The sequence below is a fragment of the Arcanobacterium haemolyticum DSM 20595 genome, from assembly GCF_000092365.1.
Taxonomy (GTDB): domain Bacteria; phylum Actinomycetota; class Actinomycetes; order Actinomycetales; family Actinomycetaceae; genus Arcanobacterium; species Arcanobacterium haemolyticum.
Genome location: NC_014218.1, coordinates 643,562 through 656,621, shown reverse-complemented (window position 1 = coordinate 656,621; position 13,060 = coordinate 643,562). Strand labels below are relative to the sequence as shown.

At 54.8% G+C, this 13,060-nt stretch carries 12 protein-coding genes; 5 read left to right on the top strand and 7 right to left on the bottom strand.

The genetic code is table 11. The features are described 5' to 3' along the window. Positions 1 to 13: 13 nt before the first annotated feature. Together ARCH_RS02895 and rpsP are read right to left on the bottom strand one after the other, a co-directional pair. Positions 14 to 250, bottom strand: coding sequence for an RNA-binding protein (locus tag ARCH_RS02895; RefSeq protein WP_013169806.1), 237 nt, complete (start codon positions 248 to 250; stop codon positions 14 to 16). After that, on the bottom strand, positions 250 to 681 hold the full coding sequence (gene rpsP, locus ARCH_RS02890; protein WP_013169805.1) for a 30S ribosomal protein S16: 432 nt from the start codon (positions 679 to 681) through the stop codon (positions 250 to 252). The genes ARCH_RS02895 and rpsP overlap by 1 nt, the downstream gene beginning before the upstream one ends. Before the next feature lie 294 nt (positions 682 to 975). On the opposite strand from rpsP, the gene ARCH_RS02885 reads away from it, so the two are divergent. The 5 genes from ARCH_RS02885 to ARCH_RS02870 all read left to right on the top strand — a co-directional run bounded on the left by ARCH_RS02885 (position 976) and on the right by ARCH_RS02870 (position 5,083). After that, the gene (locus tag ARCH_RS02885; RefSeq protein WP_013169804.1) at positions 976 to 1,920 is read left to right on the top strand and encodes a cation diffusion facilitator family transporter; all 945 of its coding nucleotides are present in this window, start codon (positions 976 to 978) and stop codon (positions 1,918 to 1,920) included. A 966-nt stretch (positions 1,921 to 2,886) separates the two neighbouring features. Then, a complete protein-coding gene (locus ARCH_RS10450) occupies positions 2,887 to 3,195 on the top strand; it encodes a hypothetical protein (RefSeq protein ID WP_389400987.1) in 309 nt (102 codons plus the stop codon). Positions 3,196 to 3,348: 153 nt separating this feature from the next. Beyond that, on the top strand, positions 3,349 to 3,582 hold the full coding sequence (locus ARCH_RS10445; RefSeq protein WP_081440744.1) for an integrase core domain-containing protein: 234 nt from the start codon (positions 3,349 to 3,351) through the stop codon (positions 3,580 to 3,582). 551 nt (positions 3,583 to 4,133) lie between these two features. Then, on the top strand, positions 4,134 to 4,694 hold the full coding sequence (locus tag ARCH_RS09310) for a phospholipase A(2) (protein WP_013169802.1): 561 nt from the start codon (positions 4,134 to 4,136) through the stop codon (positions 4,692 to 4,694). Next, complete coding sequence (locus ARCH_RS02870) at positions 4,694 to 5,083, top strand: hypothetical protein (RefSeq protein ID WP_013169801.1); 390 nt, start codon at positions 4,694 to 4,696, stop codon at positions 5,081 to 5,083. Before ARCH_RS09310 ends, ARCH_RS02870 begins: the two co-directional genes overlap by 1 nt. Positions 5,084 to 5,183: 100 nt before the next feature. Here the strand turns inward: ARCH_RS02870 and ARCH_RS02865 are convergent, their stop codons facing one another. The 5 genes from ARCH_RS02865 to smc all read right to left on the bottom strand — a co-directional run bounded on the left by ARCH_RS02865 (position 5,184) and on the right by smc (position 13,056). After that, complete coding sequence (locus tag ARCH_RS02865) at positions 5,184 to 6,215, bottom strand: amidohydrolase family protein (protein ID WP_049765809.1); 1,032 nt, start codon at positions 6,213 to 6,215, stop codon at positions 5,184 to 5,186. A 57-nt stretch (positions 6,216 to 6,272) separates the two neighbouring features. After that, entirely contained in the window at positions 6,273 to 7,814 is a 1,542-nt protein-coding gene (gene ffh / locus ARCH_RS02860; RefSeq protein ID WP_013169799.1) for a signal recognition particle protein, read from the bottom strand. Between the two features lie 51 nt (positions 7,815 to 7,865). Continuing rightward, the gene (gene ftsY, locus ARCH_RS02855) at positions 7,866 to 9,053 is read right to left on the bottom strand and encodes a signal recognition particle-docking protein FtsY (protein WP_013169798.1); all 1,188 of its coding nucleotides are present in this window, start codon (positions 9,051 to 9,053) and stop codon (positions 7,866 to 7,868) included. A gap of 46 nt (positions 9,054 to 9,099) precedes the next feature. Further along, positions 9,100 to 9,438, bottom strand: a complete 339-nt coding sequence (locus ARCH_RS02850; protein WP_013169797.1) for a hypothetical protein — start codon at positions 9,436 to 9,438, stop codon at positions 9,100 to 9,102. A 63-nt stretch (positions 9,439 to 9,501) separates the two neighbouring features. Further along, positions 9,502 to 13,056 carry a chromosome segregation protein SMC gene (smc, locus tag ARCH_RS02845; protein ID WP_013169796.1) on the bottom strand — a complete coding sequence of 1,185 codons (3,555 nt, stop codon included), beginning with the start codon at positions 13,054 to 13,056 and terminating at the stop codon, positions 9,502 to 9,504. Positions 13,057 to 13,060: the final 4 nt, after the last annotated feature.

The following is a 13,060-nucleotide window of genomic DNA, read 5'->3' as shown; positions in this document are numbered from 1 at the left end:
GCTACACGTAATATCAGCGATCAGTTTCGATCACATCAACGCGAACGGAACCGTTCGTCGCCAGTGCGCCCATAACAGAACGCAACGCCTTGGCCGTGCGGCCATTACGGCCAATCACGCGGCCCAAGTCCTCCGGGTTAACACGAACTTCAAGAAGTTCGCCGCGACGGTTGGTACGGGATGAAACCTCGACTTCATCGGGGTTATCCACGATTCCACGGACGAGGTGTTCCAAGGCATCGGCTAACATCAGGCTTCCTCGGTCTCTTCGGCTTCGGCAGCAGCCTTAGCTTCTGCTTCTTCACGAGCCTTAGCCTTTTCAGCACGGCGCTTTTCGGCTTCGTCCTGAACAGCCTTGATGGCATCCTCACGAGCCTTCTGCGGATCGACCTTTTCAACAGTCTTCAAGGTGGAGCCACCTTCAAGACCCTTGGCTGCCTGCCAATCACCGGTGATCTTCAACTGAGCAAGCACGGATTCGGTTGGCTGAGCGCCAACGCCAATCCAGTACTGAGCACGCTCAGAGTTGATATCGATGGTGGAAGGCTGCGTGTTCGGGTTGTAGTAACCGATCTCTTCGATGACGCGGCCGTCACGCTTCTTGCGGGAATCGACAACGACAACACGGTAGTGAGCTTCACGGATCTTACCCATGCGCTTTAAACGAATCTTGACTGCCACGGTAGTGGTCACTCCTGGTTCTTTAGTTGGGCGAAAAAGCACGCATCATCGGTGGGAAATACACGAATCCGCGAACCATCTCTAACTGAGAACTCCATCCGGTGAGAGGCCCGAATTTCATTCTGAGTACAACGAACTATTGTGCCAGAGTTGGGCGTGTTTGACCATTCTTTCAGTAGAAAGTCGCGGGTGGCGTCGCTCACCTGAATACGTCAACTACGACGGCAAGAGGTGTGATGCTTCACGCAGGTTTTCGCGTAACCGTTCCGGCGACTGGAGGCTGACAATAGGGTTATGACTACTTCGCATTCTACGGCCCAAGAATCGCCACGCGATCTCTCCAAGTTCGCCTGGTTTTCAGTGGGGGCTGCCATCTCCACCATCGCACTCAAATACATTGCCTACGAAGTCACAGGATCTGTTTCCTTACTTTCTGACGCTATGGAATCCGTGGTCAATCTAGTTGCGGCGATCGTTGCACTGATCGCTCTCAAACTTGCTGCTAAGCCAGCCAATTCCCGCTACACGTTTGGGCGTTCCAAGGCCGAATACTTTTCTGCCGCCCTTGAAGGCGCCATGATTTTCGGCGCGGCCGCATTGATCATGTTCGCGGCCATCGGACGCTTGCTGCGGCCTGTTGGTGTGGAAAACCTCGGCATCGGTATTGTTATTTCTATTCTGGCTGGACTTGTGAACGCCGGCGTAGGCTTAGTGTTGTTACGCGCCGGCAAGAAGTACAACTCTCCTACTCTTACCGCAGATGCGAAGCACCTGTTCACAGACATCATCACATCCGTTGGCGTGGTGATCGGCGTTGGGCTCGTTGGATTGACCGGCTGGACGCGGCTGGATCCAGTTATCGCTATCATTGTTGCACTCAACATTATTTACGTGGGTACTGTACTGATGCGGGACGCTCTGGCTGGCCTCATGGACGTGGCTCTTCCAGACGAAGAAAACAACCTCATCATCTCCGTGCTCCGTGAACATGCCGAAACTGAGAAAATCACCTTCCATGGTTTACAAACTCGCGTTTCAGGGCACGCCCGCCACATCAAGTTTGATGCTCTTGTGCCAGACAACTGGACCGTAAAGCAGGGGCATGATTTTGCCGAACACCTGGTCACCCATATCCAAGAAGTCCTCGATGACGCAATTGTTACCGTTCACATCGAACCTATCAACGATCCCGAATCATACAAGGACATTCCGCAGGGCTTCATTCCGCTTGGGGAGTGACAAACCATTACACAAGAGCTGAACTTCAGCCTGAAGCTAAAACGACTCTTTACAGAACGTATCTTGCTACACCCCATATATGAGAGACAATCCTCCAAATCTCTACGAAAACGCAATGCCTATCTATAGACTGCACAACGGATGGGGATTTTTGTGGTGGTTGCAACGCCAGCCTTGGAAAGGGTTGGTTGTTCTAGCATGGGAGTATCATGGTGAGGTATTTGCCTCTCAGCCTTTGATGTGCGTGGCGTGCAGGGCTCATTGTGGAGAGTTAGTGACCCTAGGATTGAGCTTCACTGAAAGTTACTTATGCAGTTGGAGTGTCTAAGCGAACGGATAAATTCAGCGTAACGGTACAACGTACGCTTCGAGTCTTGACAAAACTACGAGTACGGATCGGCAGCATCTTCGGTTTGAAAAGATACATGAGTGCTCTCGGCTGCTTGGGTGGTCCTGTGCTGATCAAGGCGGTAAGATTCTGTGGCGAAAAGCATTGTCCACCTGTACATATCAGTGGCGCACTGAAAAAGATATATTGAAGCGGTCCGGGTTTTCTTCCGTTTGAGTAGATAGGAAAATTTGGATTATGCCGAAGAGACCTGTTCAAGTTACCAAGGAACGTGTGGTTCATCTTGTAAAGAACCCGATTCTTACCGAGGGCCTATCAATGCAGGCCGCCTGCCAGATGGTCACACCCACGCTGACTATCTCGTGTCATACGGCCAGGCCGTAGCCCAATACGCACGACTCTCAGGTACGGTCCATTGAGTTGAGGAGGACCCGATAACGAAATACGCCAGTTACGGCACGAAGTTCAAGAGCATACATGATACAAATGGAACGTGAGGGAGGATTTATCTCCTCGCGTGGGTATCGCGAGACGAAGAACCGTCAACCTCAGCCCGCAAACTTCGCGATCAGCAGCTCGTTGCGCTCATTGGCCAGATTCACGCATCGAATTATTTGATGTATGGGGTGAGGAAAATATGGTACGCCCTCAAACGCCACGGTAGTGAGGTCGGCCACGAGCAGAGCCAGAGGCTTATGCGTTTGGCAGGTGTGAGTGGCAAAGGCAAGGGAATATCACCTGTCATCACGCGTCAGGCAAAGCGACTGGAAATCTGCCCGGTTCTGGCTAAACACGAAGTCACTGTAGCAGATGCGGACCGATTGTGGGTCGCAGACATCACGTATGTAAAAACACGTAAAAGGTTCGTGTGCGCCTCCTTCGCGACTGGTGCGTTTCCGGCAAAAATATGGGTTGGTGCCAGCTGATTCGATGCGAACTGAGGCGCTGGCCTTACGAGCATTAAATCAAGCGATCACCAATTCCTGCTCAGCGGTGGGAATCTCCCGCCGCTTTGACCATAACTCGTATTATGTGTGCTTGTTCTACCATGAACGTCTCGCGGCGGCTGGGATTAGCGAATCGACAGGCATGGTGGGGAGTCTTATGAGAACGCACTAGCTGAAAACGCCAACGGATCCCACAAGAACGAACTCATTCACGTTCGCTCGTGGAATGACGTCCGTGAGGTCGAGATCCTGACCTTTGAATGGGTGACCTGGTGGAGCACCAGCCGGCTCCACGAGAGACTCGCCTATCACACGCCAGAAGAAAACGGGAACGATACTGGCAGCAACACGAGCCGTAAGCGATAATAGGAGCCAGGGTACCCACCTATAAACAAACCCGAACCACTTCACCTACCAGAACACCACAACCCTAACGCCATAGAAGAAGTGATCATCCACGAGATTGCGTAACCTACCAGCAGTTTTACATAGCACATTACAAGGCAGTGAAGTGGCTACCCATCAACGCGCTCTTCAGCTTCTTATCTGCATAAATATTTCCGTGCCCCACCCTCCCCACGCCAACACGAACACAACGAACATACCGGCGGGATACTTACCCTAACTATCCCCCTCAACGCACCAACTTTGGCGTCTACTCCCGCAAACCTACCTCAACACCGTTGCCCAAGGACTCAACAACCAACCACGTAAAACTCTCAACCGGAACAGATCCGGCTATGACGCACTAAAGTCCATCACCTAAAATACGGATACTATAACCACTGCAGGAATCCTCATCCGGAAACAATAAGAACCGACATCAACATATCGCACGTATGGTATACTGATATCACCCTATAGGGGTATAAGCACTACAAAGAGACGCTTGCGCCTTCTATTACAATGGAGTAAATATGAAAGCTAACCTGGTCCTTAGTATCTCATTCCTCACCTTACTTGGCAGTATTGGCTTCCCAGCCGCATCCGGCCAGTTGTCCACAAATCTCGATTCGAATCAAGAAGAAACCTCCTTTTCGCACATTAACGAGCACCAATACGAAGTTTTAGCATCGGAGTTTACATTAGAAGAAATTCAAGAAATTGATAAAGTATCAAGCGAGTACGAGGTATGGGAACTGACTCAAGCTATCGAAGATCCGCAACAATATATCGCCAGAAAGCATTCCTTCTTCAGAGCTGCAACAAATGGTTGTTCTTTCTCCCCTGACAGGTGGGGGAATGCTAACTTTAAGCCAGCCTGCGATAGCCACGACATTTGCTATTCATCCTCAAGTCACGCAGATAGATCAACATGTGATCGAGCTTTCCATGCATCGTTAACAAGAATATGCTCGCTCTCATACGCGCGTGGGACCGCTGGGCGTTCAGCATGCAATGGCATCGCAAACGTATATTACAATGCTGTTCGTAAATTGGGCTCGTCGTTTTATGAGGGGAAAGGAAGGAATGATTAATGAAGAAAGCACTGACTTTGACGTCATTTGGTAGCTTGCTACTGGCGGCGATGATCTACGTGGTATTCGCTTCTCCGCTAGTATCAGGAACCGGTTTTCCATTCCTGCCGATGATCATCGCATTCTTGTTGACCCTCGTCGGTATTGCAGCGCTGAATGCTCTGCTGGTGTCGTCCACCTGGAATTCTGAGTCACGTAATCTCACCATCGCATTTTTGCTCGGCGAATTCTTGTTGCTCCTCGCACTCTACAACGGTGTTGTGAATATTGAAAAATATCCGTCAATGCTGAACTATCTTGCAGGCACGCCACTGTCGGCAGTTCTGAGCATTGCGGGTATCACGATCTGGCTAGGCACGCTGGGCATGTATACAAAGCGATCTCGCTAACGTACCTAGAACAAGAGATCTGCAGCTGAAGCTGTATGATGCTAAAAACTCGAGGCTCAATCTACTCAGATGTAGATTGAGCCTCGCGCTATATGATCGATTAATTCTTCCCCTGGAACCGAATCCCATCAATAAAAACCGAGGCAGGCCGTAACGTATGGGCGATATTTTCTTCTGGATCGTGATCGTACACCACAAAATCGGCAGGCTCTCCCGCCTCCCAGTTCGAAAAACCAAGCCGTGCCCGGCCGCCGTAGCTTGCGGCCTCCATCGCTACCGAGGCAGGAATCCCATCGGCCACCGCATCAATGAGTTCGTGCGGCATAGACAACGTATCGACGTTTTCTGACGTATCAGTTCCCATCAGGAGAGGCACCCCAGATTCAACGATCATCGCTAGATGCTCTTCGCGTCGCGCATCCATCCCTAACATTCGGCGCGCATAGTCAGGAAACCGCGAACCAGCTTCAGCAAATTCAGGGAAGCGCCGGACCTGATGGACTGTTGGGGTCAAAAGGATCCCGCGCCGCGCGGCCTCATCCACATGATCGCGGGTCATACCCGTGCCATGTTCGATCCCATCAACGCCCGCGTCAAGAAGATCGTCAACGGTTTCACGGCAGAAGGTATGAACGGTGACTTTGCCACCACGTTCGTGAATCGCCGTCACGGCATCAATTAGCACATCACGCGGCCACACTGGCAGGTTGTCCCCTGCCTCCCGATCAATCCAATCGCCAACCAATTTGATCCAACCATCAGACTTTTCGTATTCCTCGATGGCCGCAGCAATCAGCTGATTAGGTTCAACTTCGCGTGCAAGATGCCGAGTGTATCGCTTCGGCCGCGAAATATGTTGCCCACAGTGAAGCACACGCGGCAGCCCATCGCACCGGTCGTCGTTCGGATTCTGCTGACCGCCACAATCGCGCACAGCAGTAACACCCCATCCACGCAATGCTTCTAACCGCCGCCGAACCTCGTGCCGGTTCAACATGTTGCCGTCACGGTTCAAGCCCGGATGGGTATGCGCATCCAGAAGCCCCGGATAAATGTATCCGCGCACGTCGATTACTCGAGTGCTCGGCGCATGATGGGAAATCACCCCATCAACGATCCACACTTCTGCCATTCGTGTGCCTCGAAGCGCACCCGTAAGCCGATAATTCGCCATTTTCTCAACAATCAGTTATCGCAAAAACTTAGCCAGATCGTCCATATTCACATCCGGCTTTGCCTGGCCGGCTCCGAACGAGCTCCCAGCCGATTTCTTCGATGCCTCTAGTTCCTGCTGGCGGCGCTTTGCTGGATTACCCGAGCGTCCCTTCTTCGAACCACTCTTCTTCTTGGCCTTCTTGTTCTGCTTCTTGGTGTAGCCGCCGCCCTTCCCAGGCATCCCTGGGATTTGTGGCATTCCTGGCACGCCACCTCCGCGAGCCATGGAGGTCATCATTTTCTTTGCCTGTTCGAAGCGATCCATCAACGAGTTCACTTCTTGCACGGAAGTGCCGGAGCCCTTGGCGATACGCAGGCGGCGGGAACCGTTGAGGATCTTGGGGTTGGCGCGCTCCTTCTTAGTCATCGAGAGCACGATGGCTTCTTGGCGGTCAATTTCGCGCTCGTCAAAGTTATCGATAGCTTCACGGAATTGCCCCATACCAGGAAGCATACCCATGAGTTTCTTCATAGATCCCATCTTGCGCATCTGGTTAAGCTGGGCCAAGAAATCATCAAGAGTGAAATCGCCACCGGCCATCTTCGCGGCCAGATCTGCGGCTTCTTCTTCGTTCCAGGTGCGTTCGGCCTGCTCGATGAGCGTCAAAATATCGCCCATATCCAAGATGCGCGACGCCATACGATCCGCGTGGAATCGCTCAAAAGCGTCAAGCTTTTCGCCGGTAGAAGCGAACAACACTGGCTGCCCGGTCACGCCACGAACAGAAAGCGCTGCACCACCGCGCGCATCGCCGTCAAGCTTAGACAAAACAACGCCAGTAAACCCAACGCCGTCCCGGAATGCCAGCGAGGTGTTCACCGCGTCCTGGCCGATCATCGCATCCAGCACGAACAGGACTTCGTGTGGGTTCACGGCGTTGCGGATGTTGCGCGCCTGCTCCATCAGTTCTTCGTCAATGCCTAAACGGCCCGCGGTATCAACCACAACCACGTCAAACCCGGCGGAACGCGCGTGCTCCACGCCAGACTTCGCCACCTGCACCGGATCGCCGATCCCGTTGCCTGGTTCTGGCGCCCACACGTCCACGCCAGCCTGCCCGGCCACAACGGTCAGTTGCTGAACCGCGTTCGGGCGCTGCAGATCAGACGCCACCAGTAGCGGCCGCTTGCCGTTTTCGCGCAGCCACCGGCCGAGTTTTCCAGCCAGCGTGGTTTTACCTGCACCTTGCAGACCGGCCAGCATGATCACGGTTGGCTCGCCGTCGGCAGCCCAATTAATATCGCGTGCTTCCCCGCCCAGAACTGAAATAAGTTCGTCGTTAACGATCTTCACAACCTGCTGAGCTGGGTTGAGTGCCTGGGACGCAACGGCCCCCACGGCCTTCTCGCGTACCGCGGCGGTGAACGCGCGAACTACTAGGAGCGCAACGTCCGCGTCAAGCAGTGCGCGGCGGATATCTGAGATGACCGCTTCCACATCCTGCTCAGATAGTCGGCCCTGTTTGCGCAGGTTGCGTAGTGAGCCGGTAATACGATCGGAGAGGGAGTTGAACATGAGGAACCTTTCAGGGAATATTTTTCAGCCTGGTTGGGCAGGGTAATAGTTTTAGGCGAGCAGGGAATCGACGAAAGTTGAAGGATCGAATGGCGCGAAGTCATCGGCGCCTTCGCCAAGTCCCACGAATTTCACTGGAACGCCTAGGGCGCGTTGGACTGAGATCACGATTCCGCCCTTGGCACTTCCGTCCAGTTTGGAGAGTACGATTCCGGTGATTCCGGCCGCTTCTGCGAACACTTCGGCTTGGCGCATTCCGTTTTGGCCCGTGGTTGCGTCCAGGACAAGGAGCACTTCGCCGGTTGGCACGGTTTTTTCCATGACGCGTTTGATTTTGCCGAGTTCGTCCATGAGTCCGGCTTTGTTTTGGAGGCGCCCTGCAGTATCGACGATGACGACGTCCACGCCCGCATCCGCACCTTGCTTGACAGCTTCGAACGCTACCGACGCCGGATCGGCACCTTCGCGATCGGAGCGCACCACGTCTACTCCAACACGTTCGCCCCAGGTGCTGAGCTGATCTGCGGCTGCGGCGCGGAAGGTATCGGCGGCGCCCAGCAAGACGCTGTGTTCTTCGGCAACGAGCAGGCGGGCCAGTTTGCCGGTAGTGGTGGTTTTTCCGGTGCCGTTCACGCCGACCATCAAGATGGTGGACGGTGCGGCACCCAAGTTGAGGGAACGATCCTTGTCAATGTGAACGGCTTTGAGTAGTTCGGTGCGCAAGAGTGCACGGACGTCAGCATCTGACCCTGCAACCTTCACGGCTGTGCGCAGGCTGTCCAAGATGTCGGTGGTGGCATCCAGGCCTACGTCTGCCATGAGCAGTGTTTCTTCGAGTTCTTCCCAATCGGCGGCAGAAAGTTCACCGCGGGAGAGAATACTCAAGAGAGCCTTGCCTAGCCCGCCCGAGTTCGCCAACCGTGCACGCAAACGTTGCATACGTGATGTTACGGATTCCGGAACATCCAGTTCTGGCTGTAGTTCTTCAACCGCAGGCATAGCAACAGCAACATCAACCGGCTCAACTTCCGGCGCTTCAATGGCAACCGGAGCCGCAGCCGATTCTGGCACGTCGCCTGCAGTATCCGGAGTTGGGATAGTGTCTGCTTCTTCTGGCGAAGGAAGTGATGGGTGCTGCGCTGATGGCAGTTCGTGTGTTCCTCGTTTAGTGAGGTAGAGGGCAACCCCGCTGATCAGTACAACCGCGAGGAGGGAAATAGCAACATAGACAAGAACCATAATATCCACCTGTCAATCTTCCCTTAGAATCGCGGAAAAATAAACTTTAGGCGGCGTGATGTTCTTTCTTTAAAAGATCAGCAACGCGTTTTACCTGCGCAGCACCAGGCGCAGTGGCGATATCCGACACGGCAGCATTGAGTTCATCTGGGGTTACGTAGGCTTCACCGTCGAACGGGGCAAACGTAGAAAAAACGTCGTTTAACGAAACGTCACGATGCTCGACGTCGAACTCTTTCGTTCCTAACCGGTCAGCACGGTAGGCTTTCACGGAATCTACGTAAGATTCCACGAAGCCTTCAGAGAGACTACGGCGCGCTACCAGCGAAATCACGCCAACTGCGCACAATAACAGAACACACAAAACAATCAACGATAACCACACACCTCTAGTGTGCCCGTATTCTCCCCAAAATTCGCATAGCTGACGCTATTTCGTCAGTCACAGTTAGGTTGGCTGAACGTCGTCGATCCGCTGGGAAATAACTGAGGTGACGCCACTTTCGCGCATGGCCACGCCGTAAAGTGCGTCGGCGATTTCCATGGTGCGTTTGTGGTGCGTGATCACGAGCAACTGTGATGTGTGCTTCAGGTCGGAGAAGATGCCGAGTAGACGTTGCAAATTCACGTCGTCCAGTGCGGCTTCCACTTCGTCCATGACGTAGAACGGCGATGGGCGCGCCATGAAAATCGCGATCAGGAACGCCACCGCGGTGAGGGAGCGTTCGCCGCCGGACAACAGGGACAGCCGTTTCACGCGTTTTCCTGGCGGGCGGGCTTCGATGTCAATTCCGGTGGTGAGGATCGATTCAGGATCGGTGAGCACGAGTTTTCCTTCGCCGCCTGGGAAGAGCCGTGCGAAAATCACGGTGAATTGTTCGGCCACGTCTGCGAACGCGGACGTCATTACCTCGTGTACTCGCGCGTCAATATCTTTCACGATCGTCAGCAAATCGGAGCGGGATTGGCGCAGGTCAGCGAGTTGTTCGGAGAGGTAGCGTTGGCGTTCTTCTAGCGCGGCGTGTTCTTCAAGCGCAAGCGGGTTGATTTTTCCAAGGCGTGCCAAATCGCGTTCGGATCGCGCCAGCCGTTTTTCTTGTTCAGCGCGCACGTACGGCCGGCTTGTTGGTTCGTCACCGTCCGTGTCGGGAACCATGCGGTGTGGCCCGTATTCCTCAATGAGTGTGGCTGCTTCCATGCCGGTTTCAGACAGCGCCGAATCTGCCAGTTGTTTGTAGGTGAGGGTGATTTCTGCAAGCAGTAGTTCGTGTTGGTGGCGGCGATCGTCAAGGTACCGTTGATCTGCGAGCGCCTTTTCTAGCGTTTTCCGCGCGGCCACAATATCGGCTTCACGTTGGGCGTGGGCGCGCCCACATTCGGCACGTTCGTCGGTAAGTTCAGTAACGACGCGCCTACTCGCCTCCGCCGCGCGCTCTGCGATTTCGTGCACGTTGTGGGCGATCTGCGCGGCTTCTTTGCGGCGTTGGGCGGCGCGTTGTTCTTGGGCGATTCGGTGTTCGATGTTGGTGGCTGTGTTGTCAAGGGCATCTGCACGGCCGGCGATCGCCCGGAGCCGTTCTTCATGGGTGCGAAGAGTTAGGCGTGCTTCGGTTTCGGCACTGCGGGCGACGATGGTGGCTTGGTGTGCTAAGTCGCGCCGCTGGTTGAATACGCGAAGGTTTGTATCCGCATCATCTGGCTGTTCAGCGTACAGATCATATTCTGCTTGGAGCAGTTTCTGTTGGGCGCGTAGCGCGGTGTGGTCATCGCTGATGCGGTCAAGCCGTTCATTGGCTCGTGCTTCGTCAGCACGCGCGGCAGCCGCGCTCTGGCGAAGCACGCCGAGTTGCGCCGTGATGGCCGCAACTCGCGAATCGCGTGCGGTGAGTTGGGCGGCTACGTGATCGTAGGCGGTTTGCGCGGTTTCTTGAGCTGCAATCGCACGGGCAACGTGTTCCTGGGCGCGGGTTTCATTTTCTTCGGCGGTGGCTGCTTGCCGGGTGGCGTCGTCATAGAGGGCTTGTTTGGCTAGCAGTGCACTGTGCTCTGCTTCGCCGCCGCGTGCACTGGTTGGGGTGAAGAGATCGCCGTTCACGGTTGCGACGCGCTGTGCTCCAGCCCGCAGAACACGTCGAGCCACGCCCAAATCGCGCACAATAATCGTGTCATGTAGCAACGCACGTAGCGCCTGCGCCACCTGGTTTTCACCCAGGATAAGCCCCTGTGCTGATCGCGCTTCGCTGGCCTCTACCCCAGCGGCTTCAATAATCGCTGTAGTGTTTTCGTTCCCCTCACCGTCTGCGGTTCCTACAAGGAACTCCACATGCCCGGCGCCACGTTCACGCGCGTTTCGGATGGCATCGATCGCCAGGTCGATATCGTCGATAATTGCGCCGTCTGCAATTCCCGCCATAGCGGTTTCGATTCCTGCTTCCCATCCGGGTTCGATTCTAATGGAATCACGTACGAGCCCCCGAATCCCTGGTTGGGTTTCGATTACCCAGGCGGTGGCATCTTCTGGCGCGAGTGAAAGCTGCAGTGTTTCTGCTTTGGTTCGCCAGGTTATGGTGTTCGCTTGAGCGGCCGTGAGTTCCGCGCGCGCCTTATCGAGTTCAGCCTTCGCTGTGGCGAGCGCGTGGGCTGCGGCTTCACTTCGGGTTTCGAGCGAATCGTCTGGTGCTCCCCCAGCTTCGCGTTCGAGCGCGTTTATCTGATTTTCTGTGCTGGTGGCACGTTCCTTTGCGGCCGTGACAGCCTGGGTAGTGCGGATCCGTTCTGATTCGAGCACCTCGATTTTCGAGGTGACGGTAGCGATTTTTCCGCCGATTCTGGCGATTGTTTCGCGCCGGTCTGCCACGGCTCGATTGTGGACGGCAAGTTCGTGATCGCACGTGCGTTGGGTACTTTCGGCGTCTTCACGTGCGGTGATTGCGGCAGAAAGAGCATCGTGTGCCTGCTGAACCGCTGCACGGAGTTGTTCTTCCTCAGCCCGCGCGGTTCGTGCCCGTTCCCGCAAGGAATCCGGTGATTCGCCACGGTGCTGTGGTGTAGCGGCGTGGATGAGCGAACGGTAGCGTTCTTCCGCCAGTGCGCAGAGCGATGAGTAACGTTCAGCAAGCGCCGTTGCTTCTTGCCACGTATCGTTCAGATTCGCGAGTTTCGGAGTGAGTACGGCCAGGTCACGTTCGCATCGTTCAACGTCCGCCCGCGCCTGGGTAACGGCAGTTGCGGCGGCTTCGCGTTGCGAATCGATCGTGGAATCGTTCGCAGTTTGCGTTGCGAGCCGCGCGTTGAGTTGTGCCAGATCGTCAGCAAGAAGGCGGGCTTTTGCATCAAATACAGTTTGTTGGATAGCTTGCGCCCGGCGTGCTGTGGCGGCTTGGCGCGCGAGCGGCCCCAATTGCCGTCGCAGTTCCGCCGCGAGATCGTCGATTCTAGTCAAGTTTGCTTGCATTGACTCCAGTTTGGAGAGTGCTTTTTCTTTACGACGACGGTGCTTGAGCACCCCGGCAGCCTCTTCAATAAAGGTACGGCGTTCTTCTGGAGTCGCAGTGAGTACATGATCGAGCCGGCCTTGCCCGATAATGACGTGCATCTGCCGTCCCATACCCGTGTCAGATAGCAACTCTTGGATATCGAGTAACCGGCAGGTGTTTCCGTTGATCGCATACTCAGATCCGCCCGCGCGGAAGAGAGTACGGGTGATCGTCACTTCGGAATAATCAATAGGAAGTTGGCCGTCTGAATTATCGATGGTCAACGATACTTCGGCACGGCCCAATGCTTGGCGGGAGGCGGTTCCTGCGAAGATCACATCTGCCATGTTCCCACCGCGCAGGTTCTTTGCTCCTTGTTCACCCATCACCCACGCCAGGGCATCAACCACGTTAGATTTGCCCGATCCGTTCGGGCCCACAACGCAGTTGATTCCTGGTTCGAAGTGGAGCGTGGTCTGTGATGCAAACGATTTGAAACCACGAAGTGTGAGGGTTTTGAGGTGCACGTCT

Coding starts and splice junctions, on each gene's coding strand:
- ARCH_RS09310 (WP_013169802.1), top strand. CDS start 4,134: ATGAAAGCTAACCTGGTCCTTAGTATCTCATTCCTCACCTTACTTGGC.
- ARCH_RS02895 (WP_013169806.1), bottom strand. CDS start 250: ATGTTAGCCGATGCCTTGGAACACCTCGTCCGTGGAATCGTGGATAAC.
- ffh (WP_013169799.1), bottom strand. CDS start 7,814: ATGTTCAACTCCCTCTCCGATCGTATTACCGGCTCACTACGCAACCTG.
- ARCH_RS02865 (WP_049765809.1), bottom strand. CDS start 6,215: ATGGCAGAAGTGTGGATCGTTGATGGGGTGATTTCCCATCATGCGCCG.
- ftsY (WP_013169798.1), bottom strand. CDS start 9,053: ATGGTTCTTGTCTATGTTGCTATTTCCCTCCTCGCGGTTGTACTGATC.
- ARCH_RS02885 (WP_013169804.1), top strand. CDS start 976: ATGACTACTTCGCATTCTACGGCCCAAGAATCGCCACGCGATCTCTCC.
- ARCH_RS10450 (WP_389400987.1), top strand. CDS start 2,887: ATGTATGGGGTGAGGAAAATATGGTACGCCCTCAAACGCCACGGTAGT.
- ARCH_RS02870 (WP_013169801.1), top strand. CDS start 4,694: ATGAAGAAAGCACTGACTTTGACGTCATTTGGTAGCTTGCTACTGGCG.